The sequence below is a fragment of the Gimesia alba genome, assembly GCF_007744675.1.
Lineage (GTDB): Bacteria > Planctomycetota > Planctomycetia > Planctomycetales > Planctomycetaceae > Gimesia > Gimesia alba.
The window spans coordinates 3566967-3591261 of sequence record NZ_CP036269.1 but is presented as its reverse complement, the minus strand read 5'-3'; the positions used below and the strand labels follow the sequence as shown (position 1 = coordinate 3591261).

The following is a 24295-nucleotide window of genomic DNA, read 5'->3' as shown; positions in this document are numbered from 1 at the left end:
TGGCACCCATCTCAGAGTGAGTCCGAGTTGATCCGTGAACGTACTAGTTGCTCCAGTTGATCAATCACTTCATCGATTGTCAAACAGGACGTATTGATCTCAACCGCATCGTCGGCCGGTTTTAACGGGGCGACGGTGCGTTGTTCATCGCGCTGATCGCGTTCATAAATTTGCTGCAAAATCGCATCAACGGTAATCTGTTTCCCCCGCGCAGTCAGCTCTTCATGCCTGCGACGCGCGCGTTCCTCAGGATCAGCGATCAGAAACACCTTGCAGAACGCATCCGGGAATACCACGGTTCCCTGATCCCGGCCTTCGCTGACAATATCCACGCCTTCGGCAGCCTGCTGTTGCAGACGAACCAGTTCCTGTCTGACAGCAGGGTACTGTGCAACCACCGAGGCGGCGTCCGTCACTTCGGGAGTCCGAATGGTCTCCGAGACATCCTCGCCATCCAGCAGCACCCGATCACCCGAAAACGTGATTTTGATCTGCTGACTGACGTGTGTCACTGCCTGTTCGTCCGCCGGATCCACATTCCGCTGCAGAACTCCCCAGGCAACGCAACGATACATGGCGCCCGTATCCAGAAACTCAAACCCCAGACGTTTGGATAAACCACGGGCTGCAGTGCTCTTTCCCGATCCTGCAGGACCATCAATCGTCACGATCATCGATTAAGCTTGCTCCTCGAACAGGATTTCAATTTCCGCAATTTCATACTGCGACACCTCGACCAGCACCGCGTCTTCTTCGATCGGAAGTTCGACGACCGTCTTCCCATGAAAATCGCGCTGACGGGCACTGACGGGAGATTTGAAACAACGTAATTTCACCGAACGATGCATGCCTTCGGTTTCAATCAGACGCACCGCGAAACCAGTTTGGCCCCCAGACGCTTCGTTCGACGAATCTCCTTCCGGAGGTAACAAATCTAACACGCGCGTAATCTGCACGTTGCTGGCTGAAACATGAAACAGCCATCCCTTTTCGCCCATTCGGGGAGGTCCAACCTGACTGGAAACCTGACCTGCCGGCACCATGACATTCCGGGCCAGCTGCATCGGGAAAATCTGGTTCACGGCGATGGAAAAGGAAAACTCCCGTTTGGTTTCGCCTTCCACGATCAGCATACTGTCCAGCATCCGTGGTCCGGTTTTGCGATGAAACGGCAGCCCATGATTCAAAATCGTGACCCGTTCTTCTCCCTCTGCAATCTCAAAATAATGCGGGCTTTCAAAGCGTTCTCCCTGGAAGGCATGCGCACTTTCCAGGAGAGATCGAGTCAAAGAAGCGGTACTGTCCCCCCAGGCAAAACGCGCTGCATAGTAATGATCCCAGGGATTCCCATCAGGCAGAGTTTGCACATCCAGCTCGATTTTCACATCCAGAATCGGTCGCCCGCGCCAAAGCTGAAACGTCTGTCGGAACGATGCCAATATCGTGTCACTGACCTGGTCATAAATCTCGCCTGTCGTCACGATTTCTCCCATGCCGGGTCCCGCACAGGTGAGTTCTGCGTTCACATTTCGAATGGCAGAGTAGGGAGTCTTGTCTTCGAGGCCGCCCAGTGCACCGGGGGTTGAAATCGTGCGTTGATAGGGGAATCGATAGGCTAACTGCTGGCTTAAACGGTTCGGCTTCCGACCGTATTCCTTGATCTGCGCAATGCCGCCCGTCTCTTCATGAATATGCACTTCAAAGAATTCATTTCGCAGTAACAAAGGCTCCGCGATCGGAACACTGCTTTTTGCTGGTGCTGACGGAGATGTGCCTGGCTGGAGCCAGACAAATCCGGCACCAGGAATTTCGACGACCGCTTTTTTCTGCCGTTCATCAAACTGCGTTGCTTTCACCGCATCCTGTGCCGGTTCATGGGGAAACTCGTGCAGATCAACGACCACTCTTCTGGGAAATGAAAGTGAGTTCAACAATAACACGCCGCTCTGCTGCGCTGCTCCCTGAAGAATGATGTCCGCGAGTTTCGCTTCTCCCGACTGGCGAAATCCTTCTAGCGCGGTGACTGCAGTTTGAACCCGTTCCGCTTCCGCATCCGGATGCCCCTGTTCCACATCCTGCTCAATTTTCAACAGCGAATCATCCGAAATGGCTTGCCCATAGATGGCTTTGGAAACCGCATGAAACCAGAGCCCGGCCGTCAATTCATCGTGCCTTTGAAAATGGTCGATAAAACGGCTGAGCGGATCGGGCTTGCGCATCGCCACAAGTTGGCTCAGAAAGGGGGACAGGTATTCCCGCGCATCATAGGAGGAATGCCGGCCTGACGATTCCGTGTTTTGAAAAAAATCATTCAACAAAACAAAGCTGCCCAACACCGGGGCATAGCGATGAATGCGTTTAAAGTCTTCAAAAAAGGGGGATTTTACATCAGGCCAATGGGCAAACATCAGCGCGCCCACCTGATCTTCTTCCATCGATTCCGCCATCCGTTGTGGAAAACGGAGATAACCGGCTGACCCTTCAGCCGACATGGGAATCCGGGAAAACGCATCCAGAATCGTGCCGTCTGCACCTTCCCAGTGAATTTTGCTCTGCTCATAATCGGGATAGATCCCATCATCCAAAACCAGATGTAGGGCGGAATGAAAGCCGAAGCGATGCAGCAACATTGGTAGAATGGAAGCCAGACCAAAACGCCGCCGGGCCCAAGTGGTTGGAGTCCGATCGGTGAGTTCCTGAATTTTGCGTGTCCCCGCATTCAACTGCCAGATCAAAGACTCCACAGGGACAACCGGCGTGGCAATTTGATCCTGCTCCCCCCCGATGACTTCGGTCTCCTGATTCTGACAACTCGTTTTCAGAATTTCTGTCAACTCAGGACGTTCTTGAGCGATCGTTTCCAGATCGTCAGCGGTGAGCAGCAAGTTAAGAGGTTGTTCGTCCGCAATCGCCGCCTTGAGCGAATCATTGGCCCACTCTGGCGCGACCAGACACAGATCGATCAGATAGCAGTCGATGGGATAAAATCGCTCCCGATTCTCCAGCAGGACCTCAAAACATCCTTTCAAATGAGCCCGCGCTGCTTCAACATCATTGGCCAGCGCCGCGTCGGCAGCGGCAATCGCCTCTCGTTGGATGGTCGCTTCATCCAGACTACTGAAATGATGCATACAACGCGTCAATAACTCTAACTGAATGTAACACAGCCCGAGTGCATAAAAGTCGGCAACCAGTTCAGCTGATAATTTCGGCTCAGAAGCTTGTTCGGTGTCGGCATGTAACGGTTCGAGTGCCGCTTCTGCCATCTCGTCACGGTGAATCTTTCCACTGACGACGGTTGCTCCGTTTGACTCCGCCTCTTCAATCCAGCCGTAAGGCAGCCAGTCTTCGGACGTCTTGGGAACCAGCAATAAGCGATCTGCCAGAAATTGAGGTGGCTCATCGGAACGATGCCAACTGGGAATCACTCGGGACGAGGCCAAAAGTTCAGGATGCCAGGCGACGGCAAAGGCATTCAGCAGGCTCTCGGCGTCTTTTTCTTCCAGCTCCGTCGGGAAATCTTCAAGACTGTGGCAGGGGATCAAGATTACTATATCATTGTATGTCATTGTGTCACAATACTTTAGAAACGTAATAACATTCAATTCGTACCTTCGAGAATGAGTCCGGTTCCTTCTCTGACTCAGATTAGCATAAGCAAACTACCGCCGAGTATCTATAGTGCGGTATCCATCACCCACGAGAAATCACAAATCACAGGCTAACTTATACTTAGTCAAATCCACTTCTGAAGCCAGAAACATAAACATACACACAGATCATCGCAAAAAAACTGATTGAAGAATCCATCAATAAAACTGATAAATTCGTAATAAAAACTGACTTATTGGGAACTCTTTGATTTTGAGCCTCGTCCAATCAATTGAATGAACCAAAAACGAAGCAACTTGCGACAGGAATTCGCAGACGATAGTCCGTTTGGCATACAAAATCATAGCGGTTGACTGATTATTTTTTATGAAGTCGTTTTCAAACATCCACTATTTCATTGACTTTATACGAAATCCTGTGATAGCCTTATGTTAGGGGATTGTTTATTCTGAAATTATTCCCTCAGCCTATCTAACTGAAACTAAGTAAATCTGATACAATTCCGCTGGTTTGAAACGATTCCGTTCAGCCAGCATGAAATAGCATCTCGTTCATTAAATTTCGGAAACATTTCCGGTTCAATCTGGTAAGCACTGATTCAGGTATTTCCAGAAAGTAGGAGTGACCAGTCACATGGCAGAAAATCAAGCTGTTTGGGGCATTGAAATTGGGCAGGCCGGCTTAAAGGCCATTCGACTTCGCTATGCAGAAGCCGCTGATCAGGTGATTGCCGTTGCATTCGATTATATTCCCCATCCCAAAATTCTGAGTCAGCCTGATGCTGATCCTGATGAATTAATCAGCCAGGCTCTGGATACTTTTCTGTCACGCAATGAAACCAAAGGAGACCTGATTGCGATCAGCGTCCCGGGACAGACTTCATTAGCGCGATTTATTCAACTACCGCCGGTTCAATCCAGCCGCGTTCCTGAAATCGTCAAGTACGAAGCCAAGCAGCAAATTCCGTTCGCACTGGAAGACGTGATCTGGGATTACCAGCCTCTGGGGGGCGGCGTGGAAGAGAGCGGTTACATGCTGGATGCCGAAGTTGGTATCTTTGCCATGAAGCGCGATCAGGTTCTGAAAACGCTGCAGCCATTCGTCGACCGAAAAATTGAAGTGGAGTTGATCCAGATCGCTCCCTTAGGTCTGTATAACACACTCTGCTACGATTCGCTGGGAATGCGGGTCGGGCAGGAATTTGAAGGCAATCCGGAAGAGTCTGCGATTGTGGTCGACATGGGTGCCGACAGCACCACATTGATGGTCACCAACGGCAGTAAAATCTGGATCCGTAATGTTCCCATCGGCGGTAACCACTTTACCCGTGCGTTAACCAAAGAAATGAAGCTCACGTTTGCGAAAGCAGAGCACCTCAAATGTAATGCGACTCGTTCCGAAGACCCCCGCGCCGTTTTCCAGGCCTTGCGACCTGTGTTCAACGAATATGTTTCTGAAATCCAGCGTTCGATCGGCTATTTTTCCAGTGTGAATCGCGATGCGAAAATTTCCAAAGTCTACGGGACCGGTAACGGCTTTAAGCTCGCCGGTCTGCAGAAATTTCTGCAACAAAACCTGCAGTACGAAGTCGAACGGCTCGATGACTTCCAGTCATTAGTGGGAGACGCCGTTCTCAACGAACCGCTGTTCCAGGACAATATCCTCACGTTTACCGTTCCCTACGGGATCGCGTTGCAGGCCTTACAACAGACTACGATTCATACCACACTTCTGCCGCCTGAAATTGCCACGGCTCGTAAAATCCGTCGTAAAAAACCCTGGGCCGTTGTTACTGCAGCAGCCTTACTGGTGGGGCTTTGCATTTCGACAGTCGGCTTTAGCAATGTCGCCAATTCGGTCAGCACAGATCGTTTCGGCAGCGTGGAAAGCAAAGTCAAGAACTTGACCACACAGGTTTCCGGATACCAGTCCAGTTACAGCGGCGCCGAAGGGGAATTCACTGCTCTCATTGAAAAGGGCGATAAACTCGTCTGGAATCTCGACACCCGAGATGACTGGCTGGAAGTTTATAAGGCCATTGATGAATGCCTGCCCCGCGACGTAGACGACCAGCTTGACAACGAACAGATTGAGAAACGCAATCGGATCAAACTGCCCGGCATCACGGTCGAGCATCAGGCCGACCTGGCGCAATGGTTTGAAAAGCTTTCCCCCCAGGCAAAGTCACTTCTCCCGAAAGTGGATCAGGAAACTCCACCCGAAGGGGAAGGCTACGTCTTCACTCTTCAGGGTGTGCACTACCATCATGATGAATCCAAACCCACCACCGACGTTGGCGTCTTGTATGTTCATGAAACGCTCTTGAAAAACCTGCAGTCCTGGACGGTGAAGAATCCGGATTCGGCCCCTGTGGATGTTCGCAAAATGGGCATCACGCATGCAACCGTTTTGGAAGACTCACGGGACACATTTGACTACTACCCCAATGGTCAACCTCGCGGAATGCGACGGGGGATGGGCGATGGAGGTTTTACTCCTGGTGGATTTGGTGGTTTTGGCGGTGGTCGCCCCGGTGTCCTGCCTGGTGAGGAAGCCGGTTTCCCCGGAGGTGCGGGAATAGCCGGTCGTCCCCGTGTCGGTGCTAAACGCCCCGAAAAAGACCCCAAAATCATACCACTTCACCGTACAAAATTTAAACTTCAATTTGTCTGGAAACCAATTCCTGTCCTGGAACGGCAGGAACAGCCACCAGAATCCTCTACCTCAGAAGGGGAGGAAGCGACGGCTGAAGCAGGCTGATAAAGGCTTGCCAGACAGACGTTACTCAACAATAAGATCGATTCACTTTAAAACGTTTTTTACGCGACTTTACATCTCTTTGGAAGAGAGCAGAGGACAACCCGATGGACAAATTAAAACCGATTCTTGTTCATAAATTCTGGATCATTCTGTTTATTGCTCTGCTGCTGCCTGTGATTGGCTGGAGTATGGCGACTGGTAGTCTTGCCAAAGAAATCGATGAGCGAAAAGCCGCGATCGATAAAGCATTCACCGACGCACAGGTTCCCCCCAATCCTCCCAATGAAACCTGGTCTTCTGCCCTGAAAGAGATCAACAAGGAAAAAGAAAAGTATATTGGTCAGTCCCACAAGTACCTCTGGGATAAACAAAAGAGCTTATTTGTCTGGCCACCAGACGTCACTCCTCTGATGAAAAATACGCCGTATCGCGGTGAAATCTCGCGTGTTCCCCGCAACCTCTATCGAAGTGCTTATAAATTTGAAATCTTGCGTGCCCATAAACTGGCCAACCCATTCAGCTTGAAAGATGGAACGGGAACGGTTGATATCAGCCCGAACACCATCCCCCATGTTCCATTAGACAAATGGAAAACACTACCTCCGACTTCGGAAGAAATGTGGGATGCTCAGGAAGATGTCTGGCTCGTCAGCTCGATCCTGGAAGCTATTGCCGAAGTCAACAAAGGCGCTGCGAATATCAGCGAGTCGCCTGTCCGCCAGATTATCCAGCTGGAACTGCGCGGGGGGACCGTTGGCGATGATGGGAGTGCTCCCGCTGGTGACGGCAGCATGGGTGACATGGATGGTATGGCGGGAATGGCAGGTATGGATAGTGGTGGATTTGGCGGCGGAGGTGGCGGTGGGCGCGCCGGCATGACGGATGCGATGGGCGGCGGCGCGATGCAAATTGATGTCGATATGGATCTGACCAAAATCTTCGGAAATGATGTTGATGGCTCTGCCGGAGGTGGAGACGATAGTGGTGACGTGATGGCAGAAAGCGCCGGTATGCTTGGTGGTGGCTTTGCAGGAGGCCAGGGCGCACAAAACCTCAAACGTTACTACCATGAAGACGAAGCACTCCCCTATAAAACCCGTGCGTTTTATATTAAAGCCGTAATCCAATCTTCAAAACTGCCTCACCTGCTTGCCCAGTTATCCAGCATGCCTTGGCCTGCAGAAATCGTCCGCGTTCAACGCGCAGACATGTTCGATGACAACCTGACCCCCATTGCCAGTCTCGGTGGTACCACAGGCCGCCGGGGCGCCAGCCCCATGGGAGGTGACGCCGGGTTCAGTGCCGATTCAGGATTTGGTGGAACGGAATTTGGTGGAGGCCGTCCCGGCGGTGGATCTGGCTTCAGTGCTGAAGCCGGAGGACAACCGGGAATGGGACAACCAGGCCTCGAAAATAAAGGCCTGCTGGATGCTGCTTTAAGTGACCCTGAGCTGTCTGTCGTCACCATTGCCGGTTTAATGACACTTTACAAACCGTATGAACCACCCGAAGGAGAGATGGTGGCTGAAGCAGAGGGGACAAACCCCAATAACCCGGGGCAACCGGCGGCCGATGCTGCCACACCAGCAGGGGATGCAGCCAATGCAACTCCTGCAGGCTCTGAAGCAAACCCAGCGCAGCCGACAGATGCTGCGGCTGCCAATACCGAAAACCAGCCCGTACCCGCGGGCGATACTCCTGAACAACCAACAGAACCTGCATCTCCGGCGACGCCAGCTGCAGATTCCGCACCGGCGGATAATAACCCACAGCCTCCTCCGACCGAATCGAATTCTGAGGAAGCTGCTAACCAGTGATACAGACTTACTAGAAACTGAATCCCATCAGCTACAGTAAACTTTAATTAAACGGAGAAAGTCCCGTGAAGAACTTGATGTCCAATCTCAAAGGAATGAACTACAAAGAATTTGCAGTGAACCATGGCGAAAAGATTGTCCTGGGCTTCGTTGCATTGTTTGTAGTCTTTGCCATCTTTACATCAAAGTGGACAACCGAAAAACGGACTCCGCTTGAGCTCTCTCAAAAGGTCGAGACGGCTGAATCCCAGGTCAAAAACAGTCAATGGCCCGAAGAACAACGCAAGGAATTTCTTAAAGATGACGATCTGCGGGAAAAAGTGTCACAGCTGATCGATAAAGGGATCGAGGTTACGAACTATCAATTCTCGCATCCTCTCTCCTGGCGGTTATACGCGAAAAAAGAGCGTGCCAAAGAAGTGGACTGGATGCCGATCGAAGATCTGGTCGCCACTTACGGTCGGTTTATAATGATGACCCGACCACTCGACGCTGCAATGGAAGAAGGAGCTGAAGGCTCGGATTCAAAGGAAACTGAAGAAGCCAAACCGGATGAACCAGAATATAACCCGTTCAAAAAAAGAACCAATGTTGCCGGCGCTGGTATGGGAGGCCCCGGCGGCTCTGCCATGGCAGGCCTGACTTTTGGTAATATGCCTAATGCTGAAGCAGACATGATGGCTGCGGGAGGTCCCGGTGGTTACGACCCAGGCGGTTATGCTCCCCCCGGTGAATTAGGAGCCGTGCCTGATGGGTCGATGATGGAAATGGGAATGAGTGGTGGTATGGCAGGTCCCGCTCGTGAAGGTCGCGGCTTACGATTTATTGCCGTCAGAGGCGTCTTCGATCTGGCCACACAGCAAGATAAGCTGGAACGATCTTTGGGTGATGCCTATTCAATGCAGAACATGCAGGCAGGCAGAATCCTGGAGTTCCTCGATTTTCAATTACAACGCCAAAAAATAGTCCCCGGAGCTAACCCTGCAGCCGGTAAATGGGAAGACGTTGATATCGAAACATCGATTGAGGTCTTAAAAGAAAGTGCCGACTTCGACCCTGAAGTCGTCAACACCGGAATCACCGACCGCGTTTTCACCATGCCGCTTCCCAGCCGAATCGCGGGGTTCTGGTATAAAGTCGCCACGCACCCACGCGTCGAAAACTTCACCCTCAGCCAGGAAGAAATTGAACAGGAACTCGAATTCAATCGACTGGTTCTGGATCAATACAAAAAATCACACGCCGGTGAAAGAGTCTTCAAAGAAAAACAAAAAGGCTTTTCGAACTTGCAGCTTGGCATGCGTGAAATTCGCAGTCAGTTTATGTCGGACGGACAACCCGAGCAAATGGATTCTGTTTTTCAAGGTATGGCAAGCTCCATGCAGCAGATCAGACCTGGTGAAGAACTGGACGAGAAGAAACTCATCCAGAAATTGAAAGCCAATGTCACAGCCGCTGGCCGACTCTTGTTATTCCGCTACTTTGATTTCGATCTGAATCCAGGCGAAACTTACAAGTATCGCGTCCGGCTTGTCGTACGAAATCCGAATTTTCAGCGTCCCATCGAAGAAGTCGTGCTGCCTGCTGTTGCGGAAGGAGAAACAAGAATGACTCCCTGGAGCAATGAGACTGCCGCTGTGACTGCCGAACAGGATGTCTACTATTATCTGCAAAATGTTCGACCTCCCCGTGGAGCCAACGGAATAACGGCACAATTTGAAGTCTTCCAGTGGTATCCCAAAACCGGAACCACGATTCACTCTTTTTTAAAAACCGCCGTTGGCGACGAGATTGGCGGAGAACAGTCTGCAGAACTTTATGATGTTGCGAAAGAAGAATACGACGAGAAAGCAACCGTCCAGTTTGATACACAAAACTATCTGGTCGATGCGATCCCATCTCCTTCTATCCGGCTGGAAGATCACCCCGATTTGAACTTGCCCAGACAAACTCGAGGGCATTTACCCATCGATGCGGAAGCAATTATTGTTGATAATCTGGGGAATCTGAAATCTTCAAAGCCCCCGGCAGCTTCCGAAACTTATACCTATGCCAAAAACATGTTCGACCGCGAGCGTCAGAGTCTGGCCTGGGTCAAAGAAGCAGCAGAAGCCAGAGCCAGTGCTCCCACCGATGCGTTTGGCTTTGGCGCTGAAGAATCGGCCTCAGCTGAATATTATGGTTTGGAGGGTGATATGATGGGTCGTCCGCAAAAAGGAAAGAAAAGCAAACGCAAAAAGAATCCCATTCGCGTGGGACCATAATTTGCTGATTTGATAACACGAGAAGGGAAGGGTAGCGGCAGTTACTCTTCCCTTTTTTTACGCATGCTACAATCAGAGCTTCGCATGCAAGCAACTGGTTTTCTGGCCCCGCTTAGCAGAATTCGGTCAGCAAGGCCTCATCTGTTGCCCCCAGCAAGAGCTCTCGCATTTCCGCGGCAATGAAAAAGGAACCTGTCACACATATCAACGTCTCTGGCGTCGAATTTGCCTTCGCCTTGAGCCAGGCATCGGCGGGACTGGCAGTGGAAATCAGATCGGTATGACTGCCAGACTCCTGCTGAATCGTTTGCGCAATGTCATTCAATTCGTTTACCGGAATTCGACGCGGATTAGAAAGGTACTGGGTCAGAATGACTGTCTCAAAATGTGGCAGCAGCGCTCCCAGCATTTCGCTCACATCTTTTTCCCGAGTCGCAGCAAAGATTAACAAACGATTTTGCTGCGAGAAGCACTCGTCGAGCGTTTTGATCAAGGCGTTGATAGAAGCACCATTGTGGGCAGTATCAATAATCACCGTCGGGTTCTTCTGTACCACTTCAATGCGTGCCGGCCATTTCAAGCCAACCATCCCTGTTCGCATTTGCCCGATCTCAATCGGAGTCCCTGTGTGACGTAAATAATCCAACAGCACAACAGCCAGCCCGGCATTCATCGCCTGATGCTGCCCCAGCAGACTGACTGGCATCTCATCAATCACGGACCACGGGCTTTTGACCTGAATTTTCTGCTGCCGATTCGCATCTAGAGAACCACTTGCGGCAGTCAGGGCGCCAGCCTTTCCTGATTCTCGGACTGTCTCATAGAAAAAGTCCCGGTTGAGCAGGTACAACGGTGCCTGTCGCTCTGCACACACTTCCTCAAGAACGGCAATTGCCTCTGGCTGTGTGACGCCACTAAAGACAGGAATCCCCGATTTGATAATCCCCGCTTTTTCACGGGTAATCTGTTCGATCGTGTCCCCCAACAGGGCCGTATGGTCATAGCTGATATTGGTTATCAAAGTTGCCAGCGGTTCACAAACATTTGTGGAATCCAGCCTGCCCCCCAGCCCCACTTCCATCACTGCATAATCGACTTGATTCTGCTTGAAATGCATCCACGCCAATGCAGTGGTCAACTCGAAAAATGTGGGGGTCATCTCCCCCTCACCAAAATCAAGTCCTAACTGATCGACCGCCTCAGAGAGCACCGTGACCTGATCGACCAACTGCTCGGGAGCGATCTGCTTTCCGTCAATCAGAATCCGTTCTTCGTATCTGGTCACGTGCGGTGAAGTAAATAATCCGGTACGGTACCCTGCGGCAGACAACATTTCAGCAATCATGGCTGAAGTGGAGCCTTTCCCTTTCGTCCCTGCGATATGAATTGTCGGCACACTGGACTGAGGATTCTCCAAGGCCTTTAGCAGTTCTTGCATTCTTCCCAATTTGAAGTCTTTGGTGGAATACTTATTACTCCCCATTCGTTCATAATTGAGGCGTCCAAAGAGAAAGTCCAGACTGTGCTGATACTGTTCTGCCGAGACTCCCATGTCAGGCAGTTCCTTTTATATAATTGACGGTAAATACGATCGGTTAACTGTCGAAACAGCCTCTGCAGAAAAAATAACGAGAGATTGAGGCTAAGTCGCGAATATTATAGCTAAGCACTTTTCGGATGTAGACCGTGAGATATACAATCAAGCAAAGATTTTCACAACTGTCAGAACCATTCGGATACTTAAAGGTGAACAGGTCATATGAGCATTGATACCGCAACCGTCGGCCAACTCCTGGAATTGAATCGAACAATGACGTTGAAACTGCTCAATGAAATCAGCCAGTTTGATGACCCACAAAGTGCGTTAGCATATCGGCCCGGCCCGGAAAGGGCACATATTGCCTGGCAAATCATGCATATCGCGATTACTGAGGAATTATTCGCGACAGATCGCCTGAGAAAGACCCCTTCCAATCTTTCCGACTGGTTTCCCCTCTTCCAGAAAGGGAGTATCGCGGATCAGAATATTCCGACTGTGGAAACGATCCAATCGGTCCTGGAAGAGTCGCGAGCGAATTTACTGAACACGATTTCTCAGATCTCCGAAGCAGAAATGGAGCAAATTCCGGAAGGGCTTCAGGAACGCGGCTGGACTAACCAAATGGCGCTGCAAATTGTCTGCTGGCATGAACCTCATCACCAGGGTCAGGCACATTTACTGCTGAATTCGTGGAAAACAGAACAGTAATAAAAGCCTCCCCCACTCCCGTGATGCTCCGGACAAGCGGATCACTCTTGACATTTTTCCCGCTTCACCCAAAATATCAGCTTCAATACAAGAATTGAGCCAGCCGCTTCAGACATTCAACCTGATTTTGAACAGCAAACAGGTAAATCAGCTGAAGGATCTCTGATTATGAGTTCGATCAATCCCGGTTCTGTGAATTTAGCGAGTTCGTTTGCCGGTGCTCAACGAAGTGATGCCAGCACCGATAAACAGAAAGCCGAAGCAGCTCAGCAAAATATGGCCATCGACAAAAAAGCGATGACCGATCACCAGCTTCACGACGTCGGCGATGCAGACAAATCGGGTGATCGGGACGCTGATGGCCGCATGCCGTTAGGTCATGATGATGAAGAGGGACGCGGCGCACAGTCTGAGACCAACGAACAGGAAACCGAAGAAGAGCATCACAAAGCACCTGATGCGGAAGGTACGTTAGGCACTCACCTGGATCTGGATGCCTGAAGCACAGAGAAATCAGATCCTGATTCTTATTTGGAATTATTCAGAAAACCAAACAGGCTCTTCTTCTTTCTTGCAGCAGAATCATCGGTAACAGAAATGGATTCGCCGCCGACACTGTTTGCCAGTTCCATAATCGTTCTGGTCAGCTTGGCCTTCGGCGCCTGCACGACCAGTGGAACGCCATTGTTTCGCGATTCGACCATCGTGGCATAGTCATTCGGAATCTGGCAGAAGATGTCGCGACCGATGGTCTCCAAGGCTTTGCTGATACTGATTTGAGTATCTTCCAGTCCCAGACGATTCATCACGACTTTGATTTTATCAGAAACATATTCATTGTTGTCAAAGAATTGTGAAAGTCGGACCACGTTCCTCAAGCAAGGCAGATCCAACTGCGCCGTCAGCAACACGGAATCCGAAAGCTCCATCGCTGCCATATCGAGACTGTTATATGATTTACTGACATCAATCACCAGGTGCGTAAAGGTTGCACGCAATAAAGCAATAATCCGCCTTAAGACTTCAGTCGTAATCTGCACCGACATATCCATTTGAACGGGGCGGGGTAGCAGGAACGCACCACAACTATGCTTGGTGAGTGATCGCTTCAATAACGAATAATCGAGCCGTGAAATATTTTCGGCGACATCCTGAATCGTATAATCTGGAATAATATCGAGCCAGACATCAGTATCACCCAACGCGAGATCCAGGTCGATCACTGCCACACTGTTACGCTCGTTGCTGGCCAGACAACAAGCCAGATTGATTGCCAGTGAAGTACAACCAACGCCACCACTGACTCCCGCGACCGTAATCACCTGGCTCGATCGAGGGGCATTCAGATCTCCCTCTGATTTCCCCGAAGTCATCTGAATTCGGTTCAACGCAGCCAGGAAGTCTTCCAGAACCAGCGGATAGCCTAAAAATTCTTTGGCCCCATTTCGCATCGCCTTTAAAATCAGGCTGCCTTCCTGCGAACTACTCACCACAATCACATTACAGGTAGGCAAATCCCGGGTTACCTGAGCGATCAGGTTCAAGGCCATCTCCGGATTGGCATCCAGGGAGATTAAAGCAATGTCGGGCTGGGTCTGTGAAACAACCTCCGTGAAGAATTCGTAACGACTACATTCTGCTTCAAGCCAAACCATATCGACGCCAATCAGCATATTCTTCAGCTCATTGCGTGTCGATTCATTTGGATCGATGATGGATAATCGAACAACTCCACTCATTAGATGTTCACTTATGCTTAAGGTTTAAGTTATTGCGATTGCATTTTACTATTATCGAATCAGCTCATGGCGAGTTTTAGTTTTTCTAGCCTCCCGGTCCAATTAAACCCGGGCGATCTCCGGCAGGCTTGCTCACACTACTGGGCTTCTTAACCGGCTTCGGACTCGTTGCTTTCTGCTTTGCCTTCCATTCCTGTTTGGGAGAACTCGACAGATCAGGCACTTTAGTATTCACTGGAGTCTGGGCAGGCACTTGATTCAGTTTCTGCTGTACCTCCAAATTTTTCACACTTTCTGGTGATAGAGAAGGCTTCCTGATCACTTCAGATTGAATCGTCGGTGCAGGAGGGGCAGGGGGAATTTGCGATGCGGAAGCAGGGGGTAAGACATTTTCCATGTTCATCATCGCTTCAGGACCGATCGGCCCGGGAATCGAATACCGGCACTCAGGGCAATCACTGCCATAGCTGGGAACTTCCAGTACGCCATCCAGATAGAGCTCGCGATCTGTTGGTGTCGCCGTAAATCGGCCAGGACCACCTGGAGGCACCTGACCTGACTTCAGCGGCGAAACCAGTTCCGGCGTCACCATGATCACCAGTTCTGTTTCTCCTTCGGTGTATCGCACACGACGGAAGGCCGCCCCAATCACAGGCAACTCTCCCAGGAAGGGTGTTTTGGAAGTCTCTGCCGTTTTTCGGCTGGAAATCAAACCGGCAATCACCATGGTTTCACCGAAATTCATTTCTACAGCAGTATTCGCACGACGCACGGTTAACCCGGGTACTGTCGTCCCGGCAACCTGTACCGCATTGGAAAAATCGCGTTCGCTGACTTCAGGTTGTACTTCTAATCGCAGACGCCCATTACCGAGCACAATCGGAACTGCTTCCATTCGGACACCAAATTCACGCCACTCGATAGTCACGGTACCTAAACTTTGAGGAACCAGAATGGGAAACTCACCACCGGACAGCAGATTGGCAGGGCGACCACTGGTTGTTACCAGTTCCGGCTCTGCCAGAATTTTCAATAACGCTTCCTGCTTCAAGGCTTCAATGAAGGCCTGAAAGATACTGGAACTGTCTACTAAACCAAAACCAAGTGAAGTCCCACTAATCAGGTTCTGTGAAGCAGTCAATGCAGGGGGTCCACCAAAGGGAACTGTAATCCCCGTGATGGGAACTAACGTCCCCGGCGTACTGTAAACATAAGAGGATTGATTCAGGAATAACCAGTTTACGCCTAACTGGCGAATCTTGGATCGCTGAACTTCCATGATTTTGACTTTGAGCAGTACCTGCTGCACACCAGCCAGTTTCATCTGATTCAACACACCATTGGGGAAGAATTGCTCAGCAATTTCTACCATTTCGGTAATCGCTTCCGGCTCTGTCACCCAGCCACGCAAGACGACAGAATCCTGAACCTTGATGGCAGTCACAGATGACTTGGGAAACAGCTCGCGAAGATAAGCCTGCAGGTGCCGTGCATCACCACTCACAAATGTCTCTACAGAAAACACTTTCCCGTTTTCGTCTGTAATGACCAGTGTGGTCACGCCCGGAACCAGAGCTTGAACCCGGATCTCATTGGGAGTCAGGGCGGTGATCCCCAATACGGTGGGATCGAAACCATCCACGCGTTTAATTTTACCGGGGAACTTAAGAATCTTGGAGAATTTTTCAGTGACTTCCAGCTTCATCTTGTCAGCTGTAACCTGAACGATCGGCTCGCTTGCTCCGGGAGGAGCAGGCGGCTCTTCCTGCGTATATCCTTTTGCATTGATGAGACTGCACACCAATGCGAAAAACAAAGGAAGACTATTCATTCTTAAGCATTTTTTTAAGGCCAGCATCCTTGCCCCTTACTTTTTAAACAGTGAAACCATTGAAACCTGGGAAAACCCCGGTTTCAATTCACTCAGTTCAATAACATGATCCCATACTGGATCGGAATATTTCTTTCTGGCCCACTCACTGCCTCTGCACTCCCTGACAGGGCAGGGCAGAATCAGTTGATCTTCTCTTTCTCTTTTTTGTTCGTAAACACTTCCCACAAATCTTTTAATGCCTCTTTTTGATCATCCAGCTCTTCTTCCAGAAGTTCGACTTCCTGAATGATTTTTTCTTCCCCGGCATAAACCTCAACTTGCCACATTGGCTTGGCTTCTTCCACCTCTGGCTCCACTTCTGCAGAGGTCATTTCCTGTGGTCCCTGTTCTTCGTCCAGAAACTTTTTGGCTGAGCCGCCTTTGCCTTTTTGAGCCAGTTTTTGAGATTTGTCTTCTTTCACATCTCCTTCTGAGTTGTCTTTTTCCTCATCCAGATACTCGCTGCCATCAATCGAAAAGACTTCCGCCAGCTCATCATCATCAAATTGAACGTCTTCTGTATCCGAATCATCAGAGGCAGCCCTCAAAGCCAGGTGAACTTCTCCTTTTTTCTCGGCCAGCTTCAGGATGGCCCCTTCTTTGGGAGAAAGTAACAAGGAAATATTCTTCGATTTCACCTGATTACTGTCTGTTCCTCCAACATCCGTTAAATTGTCTGTTGCAAATATTTTGACGCGTTCCAGAATGACCTTGGTAATCGTTGACAGACCGCCCTGTGGCTTGCGTGCCGTGAATGTCACATAGACATCCACAAAGTCACCTGGCAGGATTAACCCACTGTGAGTTTTTGTCATATCCACCGATGTCGTAAAGACTCGTTTCCCATCTGGAATTTCTACCGATGCTCCACGCACCCCTTGTTCACTGAGCTTCGCTTTCATCACGATCTCACCAGGAACTGCCCGGGTTTTAATAGAACGATCTTTATACTCTTCCAGTTTTGTAACAGAGCCTTCCGGCACCTGGTCGATTGGCCATGACTTGAATTTCACATTGGACTCAGTCAGAGGAGTCCCAGGAGCGATCTCCGCAATCGTCACCAGAACGTTTGCAGTCTTGACCGGTTCCTTATCCCCATCTTTACTGAGAACTTGCCTCACGCCCAACATCGCAACCAAACCACAGCCGATTGCGACTACCAACATCATTAATGACTTAACTTTCATATCTGTCACCCGTCAAAGAGAAACAAATCAAGTGACTCTCGTGTCTGAAAACAGCCTTGTCCCCGCTAAGAGCCAGTCGCTGTTTCCCGAAATGTCAGACCTGATTTCATCCTGAATTCACAGGTGATGCAGAAAGAAAATTCTGCCATCATGGTCAACATCGGCACTTTATGAGTACTTGCTTCAATTTATAACGATTTTATCGTTTGGAATAATAATTCTGGTTACGGCGCCCCGAAGGGCGCCCTAACCAATAACCCGCACTTGTTGTATTTTTTCTATTTTCCCATCAACCTTTTTCGATCCGAGTCTTACAGTAAGCCGGCATAGAAAAAGTAGGCGATGGATCCAATGCAAATGGGAATCCCATAAGGCAGAAGATACATGGTCGGTTTTCGCTCTTTCGCGATCCGAGATAGTTCACGTGGATTCTTGACCGAACGCCATTCATCCAGGATCAAAATGGCCTGACCTAAATGCTTGTAAAAGCTCTTGCGGTAGAGGACCATGCCGATCGCCATAATGGCACCAACGACGGTTGTGACACAGAATGCATAGAAGGTAATTTTGACACCCAACCAGGCACCGATGCCTGCCATCAACTTCACATCACCGGCTCCCATGCCCCCCACGCTGTACAAGGGGAGAAGAGTCGCCAGGCCAACTACCATTCCGAGCAATCCCCAACCCAGGCCTGCCAGTCCGCCGGTCCAGGTCATATAGACCAGTCCGGAAAGTACCATCGGGTAGGTAATCCAGTTCGGAACCCGCAGCTCTTTTCCATCGATGTAAGCAGCATAAATCAAGACGATGGAAACAAACTTAACATGCCAATTCTCGAGAAGTATCTGATGCCAATCCATCAATCTGGCCTTTCTTATTCAATCTGATTGAAATGTGTTTTTCACATTTCGTTGGGGATGTTTCTTGTTTTAAATCAAAAATTCAGAACTGGTTCCCAAAGCGGAAAGAACCTAGACGACCAGAGCTGAATCATTTTACTTTTGTATTCTTATTATTCAGTTTAGGTCACAAGCAGAGCAGAGCAGGGAATATCTTGCAAAATTATGCAGTTTTCTTACAACCCGGTTAAAGCACTCTGGGTTGTGTGTCATCCCGGCGTCATCTGTTTCAAACAGACTAGCAGCGGCTACATGTTAGAAGCGATGTAAACCAGACAATGACGGGAACGATCAGCATGATCATTTCCAAAATCGCACTCGCTGGGGCATCTATGCAGAAAGGAAACATTCTGCTCTCTCCTCGAAATTAAGAAGTAATTACAAACACGCTTCGGGTAAAACACAGGGATCAAAAGATTTCAAACGGTCTTTTAAAGAATCTATTACGCGAGAAAACGCCCAGCCGAACGGTTCGGCTGAGCGAATTACACGCAATTTTGTTGCGAGGCAACTAACCACTATTAGGTCAATGCATCACGAACAGCTTCGAATTTCGCATTCGCGTTTGTACCGACAGCCTGAATAGCAGTCAGACAAACAATCACGATCAGAGCAAGCATCACAGCGTATTCAACAGCTGTAGGACCATCTTCTGAAACCAGGAAATTCTTGATGCTCTTTGTCAGATTCTTCATTGTTGTTGCTCTCTTTCTTTCCAATTGGAGTCGATTCATGAACCACATGTCTCGACACAAAACAACCAAGCTATGGAAGAGGTAACACGGCGTGCCCGCATCTTCACACAACTCACCCGAAACATTTGCCTCTTTGAGTTACATCCTCAAATGAAGCGCCCAATATGCCCCCTCTTTAGAAGAGCAAACTTTCTGCACTCCCATCAGAAATGCAGAAAACGTATTGGAGATTTAAAGTTTCATAAAAACGGAACAGGAGTTCCGAGATAATGTCATTTAACTTGTTAGCACACTTGATTCATTGTTTCTCAATGTCTTGTGCTGACACACAAAAGTAGGTCACCGGTTGAAACAGTCAAGCAGAGATACAAAAGATTTTTTGATAAAAATGACACGTTCTGAAAAAGAAACACTCAAGTGCCCGCAAACTCTATGAAATCCGAGAACTGAAAGCATGTTGCCAAAAATCAACATCCACTTTTTTTCGCGACTTACGATTCAATGACAACAGACGGTGCACTGGATTCTGGATTGGGAGCATTCAATCAACGCTGCCTCACGAGAATTTCTGCGCGGTCAGAGTAGAAAACAGGGAAGCAACGCGGCCCGTTTATTTCTGCCGTTCCCATTCCTGAATCTTCTGCTCCATCCGCTGGCGATCCAGTTCATCAGGATTCGTATCCTGTAAGGCCTGCCTGATAATCGCGATTGCCCGCTCCGATTCCCCCTGGCTGTGATAGCTGTTCGCCAGTTGAATCTGCACGACAGGCAACTGAGGCACCTGCTGCGATGTGTAGCGCCATAACGTAAGACCATCCTTCCAGATCGTCAGATAACGCTCTGTCAGCAGGCTGTAGCGGGTTAATAAAAACAGAACCAGCACGCCGAAAATGCCCGGAACGAGGTACCCCGAAATATGTCTGGGACTCAGCAGAGGTTTCAGAATTCGTTCCCGCATTAACTCTAAAAGCTGCAGAGAGGCACTAAATAGAAGGGCAAAAAATGGGATACAGGGCAGATAGAGATAGCGATCATTCATTAATGTGGTGATCGGAAATAAGTTGAGTACCGGGATCAATAACAATACAAACGTCGCCCCGGCAAATAGAATTAAGGGCTGGCGTTTTCCCATCCGCACAAACAGCCAGGCTGCAATCAGCCAGACACCAATCGAAATCATGATATTCAAACTGATTCCCGAAGTTGGCGGATCGTAAAGGACCGATCGCGCGTCAGGCCAGAGCAGCATCTGGATGTATTTCGACATGATCACGGTATCAACCGAAAGAATTTCCAGTTTGCTCATGCCGAAATGATCGCGGACGCCCCCCAGTTCGCTGGTTTGTGCCAACATGGTAATCACCAGCAACAGCAGGGCACAGCACCCGGGAAAAATCTGTCGTTTCACTGCTTCACGGAACGGCACCTTTGCCACCCAGTAATCAAAGCAGAAGACAATCGCCGGCACGATCACCGCAAGTGCTTTGGAGAGCAACGCAAAAATAAAGCAAAGAAACCCGCAGGTATTCTGCTCCAAAGTGCGATCTTTCCGCAGCCAATACCAGAGCGACGCCAGAATAAATGCACCAGACAACAGGCCTTTGCGTGAAGAAATCCAAACCACCGTTTCGACTTGTACCGGATGTATCGCAAATACCGCTGCTGTAGCCCAGCCAATCAGACGGTTGTGAGTCAACCGGGTGACGAGCAGAAAGACCAGAACCGAATTGATCAGATGCAGTAGAATATTCGTCAGATGATACCCGCCGGCCCACATCCCGTACAAACTGTGATCCACCAGAAATGAGAACACCGTCAGCGGTGCGTAATTCCGGGTGACCACTTGAGTTGCAATCTTCTGCAGATTATCCGGGCTCCAACTTTTCACGAGCGGATTATGAATCACATACCAGGGATCATCCCAGTTGACAAAACCAAAGCTGATCGCAATTCCAAAGCTGACCAGCACCGTCAGTCCCAATGAAATAATGGGCACTTTCTGGGTCCGGATCGCCTGAAATAATTGCCAGGGCAATGTTTGCTGGTCTTGATTCGTCATCGTACCTTTTCCATTTGCTCTCAGGGCGAGATGAAAGGAGCCCTGCGTATTCTTAACATAGGTCGTGGATGGATTCCCGCTGACACTTTGCAACGTTTGATGATTAATTGAAACATCAATCAGAGAATCAGACACGACGATCGATACAATCGGTTCAATCGGAATTAACGTGAAATGAGATCAGGCTTCCCCATTCTCCAGACGGAATCAAGTGAATCGCCGTTTCATTCTGTAAGGTAAGTTTTCGATATCAAATTTAGATCGGCGACAAAGACAATCAACGACTCGATTTATTTCCTGGAGACTCACATGCTGGAATCCATCTCAACATCAAGCTCGAATTCCCATCTGGCAGAACCTGTGATTGCTCCGGATAGTGCCGAGGTCATGTCGCAGTTCCGTAATCTGGAACCCCTGCTCGAAGAAATCGAACGTGCCAGCGCACCTGTGGGAAAGACCATCGTTGTGATGCCTGCCTATAATGCGGCACCGACACTTTTAAAAACATTGGCTGATTTGCCGACAGATGTGGTGGATGAAATTATCCTGGTGGATGACGGCAGTACCGATGGCACCATCGACCTGGCTTTGCGGGAAGGGCTCACCGTCATTCAGCATAAGCAGAACCGGGGCTATGGTGGGAATCAGAAAACCTGTTATGAATATGCTCTGAATCACGGAGCAGAGTATGTTGTGATGCTGCACCCAGATTATCAGTACGACAGTCGGGTCGTAGGGATCGCTGTTCAGCTACTCAAACTGGGAATTTGCGATGTCGTCATGGGATCGCGCATTCGCACCCGCCAGGAAGCGCTGGCCGGAGGCATGCCTGCCTGGAAATATCTCGCCAACCGTTTGTTGACAATTACGGAAAACGTCGCGCTCGGCCAGAACCTGGGAGATTTTCACAGCGGATTCCGCGCTTATCGCAGAGAAGTCCTGGAAACGATCCCGTTTGAACAGAACTCAGACGACTTTGTGTTCGACAGCCAGTTTTTAGCACAATCCGTTCACTTCAAATTCCGTGTCGGCGACATTCCCGTGCCGGTCCGTTATTTCCCGGAAGCATCGAGTATCAATTTCCGGCGTTGTGTCAAATACGGGCTGGGAACCCTGTCTGTTCTGGCACGCTTCTGGGCACAACGACTCAGAATTCGGCCTTCAAAAATTTTCTTCAGTAAGAAAATCGAATCCGAAGCCGACAACCGCGTGCAACTGCAGTAATCGCAGTTACCAGCGGTATCGGGATTTTTGAATCTTAGTCTGCTTGCGTATCAGAGGAATGACTGCCGCCGGCCATCCGCATGAAATGCACGATGATCGCCAGCCCAATAAACGCGCCCAGCGCAATAAATCCATAAGTCGCAAACGGGCTGGACTTGATACTCCAGACACAACCGAATGTCGCCAGTAGTGTCGAAATCCCCATTGCCAGGTTCCAGGCAACACGCTTGCCCCCTTTGGGAATCCGATCTCCCAGAATTTTCGGCGAGTTCATCATGAAGAAGAAGGTCGCATAAGCAATCGGCAACAGCACCATGCCGAACATGGATGTCGGCACGGCCAACCAGGCCTTGGCATCCGAATCACCCCAGATAAAGGGTCCTGCAATTCCGGTCAACGCCGGCATATAGCAGCCGATGCGGTGGAAGGTTCCCCGCGGTTCGACTCCCAGCATTTCGCAGAACACGAACCCGTTGATCAGCATGAGAATGATAATTGTAGAAATAGCCATCGCGACCACGCCCATGCCGAAGACCACCTGAGACACCGTTGCCCCCGCCAACGGCTTGAGTGCTGCCGCCAGTTGGAATGCATCCCGGTTCACCAGCATGGCTGCCAGCGTTCGTTCGGGCAGAGGCAATTCGTTCCGTTTTGCCTGCAAAGCCTCCCCTTTGTCTTTACGCTGCAATTCGCTCCATTTTTTCTGCAATTCTCTCCATTCTTCAGGAGAGACTTCTGCTTTACTACGGTTGTCAAACAGCTCTTCTTTAATACGGTTGTCAAGCAGTTTGTTGTACTGGCCTAATAATCCGGGGTCGGCTTGAACAACCTGGCCTTCGGCATTTTTTTCGCCCAATAAGCCTGCCGCCGGCTTCGCATGAAACTGTGAAGCAGCTGCGATGACAACACAACTCGTTGCCAATACAAATGGGACAAACAGGCCCGTTGATAAGTCAAACATGGCCAGTCCGCGGAAATCCTTGTCCCAACCTTTGGCGCGCATCGAGTAGGGCAAGAGGAAGGTCATATTAATTCCGACTGCGGTCGCAGCTGCCGTGATCATCACCTTCTGTTGATTTCCCACAATCAGATTTTTCCAGTAATCAGCATAACTTCCTGCCTGTGACAGGACGTCAGAAAATTCCGGCGAAGGATTCGCGAACAGACTGAAATTGGGAATATAGCCGGCGAGAATCTTTCCCCAGTCCAGATCATTGGTGGAGAAACTCATTTTCAGTACGACGCCGAAGAAACAGAGTACGACGATTCCCACCAGAATTTTCAGGATCGCTTCAAACAGTTTGATGCCCCATCCACCGGAATCGTAAAACCAGATCACAATTGCTGAGATCACAAACAGGACTGCGACCGCAGAGATGAGACCGTTCTTTCCGTCACCAAAAAATTCGGGCGCCAGATTCTGCTGCAGGGCTGCTGTCCCTAACGCATACTGAGGCATAATCCAGACCAGGTTTGCCATCAGAGTCGCAATCGCCCAGCCCCAACCCAGAACCGGGTTGATGTGAGTATTGATCGATGCGAAGGGTCGTTCCTTCGTTGATAATGCCACATAACCGATGGCACTCAGCATGATCACGCCCATGATCATCGCCACGGGCTGTAACCACATCAGGTGATATCCGGAAAGAATCCCCAGATAGAGGCCACCTGCCAGCGAACCGCCACCGAGTGTAATCGCACTCTGCAACCACCCAGGGCCGGAGAGCTTTGTGTACGCGGCAATCTTTGCCCCCGTACCACGCTGTTTGGCATCCAGGATGAGTTGGCGGTCTTGTTCAATTCGGGAATTTGCTGCTTCGTCTGTCATTGCAAACTCTTGCTATACCAATAGTTATTGGATATGTTAAATAAAGATTAAGTCTGAGATACAGGAAGAACCAAGGTAACCAGTTAT

16 protein-coding genes are annotated in these 24295 nt (G+C 49.7%); 6 read left to right on the top strand and 10 right to left on the bottom strand.

Features of this window, described 5'->3' with window-relative positions:
- Positions 1-11 precede the first annotated feature (11 nt).
- On the bottom strand, positions 12-674 hold the full coding sequence (cmk, locus tag Pan241w_RS13445) for a (d)CMP kinase (protein ID WP_145216444.1): 663 nt from the start codon (positions 672-674) through the stop codon (positions 12-14).
- A 3-nt stretch (positions 675-677) separates the two neighbouring features.
- Positions 678-3569: a glycoside hydrolase family 38 N-terminal domain-containing protein gene (locus Pan241w_RS13440; protein WP_145216440.1), complete on the bottom strand. Its 2892-nt coding sequence runs from the start codon at positions 3567-3569 to the stop codon at positions 678-680.
- A gap of 676 nt (positions 3570-4245) precedes the next feature.
- On the opposite strand from Pan241w_RS13440, the gene pilM reads away from it, so the two are divergent.
- The 3 genes from pilM to Pan241w_RS13425 all read left to right on the top strand — a co-directional run bounded on the left by pilM (position 4246) and on the right by Pan241w_RS13425 (position 10453).
- Complete coding sequence (gene pilM / locus Pan241w_RS13435; protein WP_145216436.1) at positions 4246-6372, top strand: type IV pilus assembly protein PilM; 2127 nt, start codon at positions 4246-4248, stop codon at positions 6370-6372.
- A 104-nt stretch (positions 6373-6476) separates the two neighbouring features.
- A complete protein-coding gene (locus Pan241w_RS13430; RefSeq protein ID WP_145216433.1) occupies positions 6477-8189 on the top strand; it encodes a hypothetical protein in 1713 nt (570 codons plus the stop codon).
- Between the two features lie 77 nt (positions 8190-8266).
- Positions 8267-10453, top strand: coding sequence for a hypothetical protein (locus tag Pan241w_RS13425; protein WP_145216430.1), 2187 nt, complete (start codon positions 8267-8269; stop codon positions 10451-10453).
- Positions 10454-10565: 112 nt separating this feature from the next.
- Here the strand turns inward: Pan241w_RS13425 and Pan241w_RS13420 are convergent, their stop codons facing one another.
- Entirely contained in the window at positions 10566-12005 is a 1440-nt protein-coding gene (locus Pan241w_RS13420) for a bifunctional folylpolyglutamate synthase/dihydrofolate synthase (RefSeq protein WP_145216427.1), read from the bottom strand.
- Positions 12006-12212: 207 nt separating this feature from the next.
- Between Pan241w_RS13420 and Pan241w_RS13415 the strand changes: the two genes are divergently transcribed.
- Entirely contained in the window at positions 12213-12701 is a 489-nt protein-coding gene (locus Pan241w_RS13415; protein ID WP_145216424.1) for a DinB family protein, read from the top strand.
- Between the two features lie 168 nt (positions 12702-12869).
- On the top strand, positions 12870-13202 hold the full coding sequence (locus Pan241w_RS13410; RefSeq protein ID WP_145216421.1) for a hypothetical protein: 333 nt from the start codon (positions 12870-12872) through the stop codon (positions 13200-13202).
- A 26-nt stretch (positions 13203-13228) separates the two neighbouring features.
- Here Pan241w_RS13410 and Pan241w_RS13405 read toward each other — a convergent pair whose 3' ends face one another.
- The 6 genes from Pan241w_RS13405 to Pan241w_RS13380 form a co-directional block, all read right to left on the bottom strand.
- Positions 13229-14440 (bottom strand): AAA family ATPase, encoded by a 1212-nt coding sequence (locus Pan241w_RS13405; protein ID WP_145216418.1) that lies wholly within the window; start codon positions 14438-14440, stop codon positions 13229-13231.
- A gap of 85 nt (positions 14441-14525) precedes the next feature.
- Positions 14526-16271 carry a type II and III secretion system protein family protein gene (locus tag Pan241w_RS13400; protein ID WP_198000510.1) on the bottom strand — a complete coding sequence of 582 codons (1746 nt, stop codon included), beginning with the start codon at positions 16269-16271 and terminating at the stop codon, positions 14526-14528.
- 182 nt (positions 16272-16453) lie between these two features.
- Complete coding sequence (gene cpaB / locus Pan241w_RS13395) at positions 16454-17500, bottom strand: Flp pilus assembly protein CpaB (RefSeq protein WP_145216412.1); 1047 nt, start codon at positions 17498-17500, stop codon at positions 16454-16456.
- 311 nt (positions 17501-17811) lie between these two features.
- Positions 17812-18363, bottom strand: a complete 552-nt coding sequence (locus tag Pan241w_RS13390; RefSeq protein ID WP_145216409.1) for an A24 family peptidase — start codon at positions 18361-18363, stop codon at positions 17812-17814.
- Positions 18364-18923: 560 nt separating this feature from the next.
- Positions 18924-19097, bottom strand: coding sequence for a Flp family type IVb pilin (locus tag Pan241w_RS13385; RefSeq protein ID WP_002649391.1), 174 nt, complete (start codon positions 19095-19097; stop codon positions 18924-18926).
- Between the two features lie 610 nt (positions 19098-19707).
- Entirely contained in the window at positions 19708-21156 is a 1449-nt protein-coding gene (locus tag Pan241w_RS13380) for a hypothetical protein (protein ID WP_145216406.1), read from the bottom strand.
- Between the two features lie 309 nt (positions 21157-21465).
- Between Pan241w_RS13380 and Pan241w_RS13375 the strand changes: the two genes are divergently transcribed.
- On the top strand, positions 21466-22380 hold the full coding sequence (locus Pan241w_RS13375; protein WP_145216403.1) for a glycosyltransferase family 2 protein: 915 nt from the start codon (positions 21466-21468) through the stop codon (positions 22378-22380).
- A 34-nt stretch (positions 22381-22414) separates the two neighbouring features.
- On the opposite strand, the gene Pan241w_RS13370 is transcribed toward Pan241w_RS13375, so the two are convergent.
- Entirely contained in the window at positions 22415-24208 is a 1794-nt protein-coding gene (locus tag Pan241w_RS13370; RefSeq protein WP_145216400.1) for a divalent metal cation transporter, read from the bottom strand.
- Positions 24209-24295: the final 87 nt, after the last annotated feature.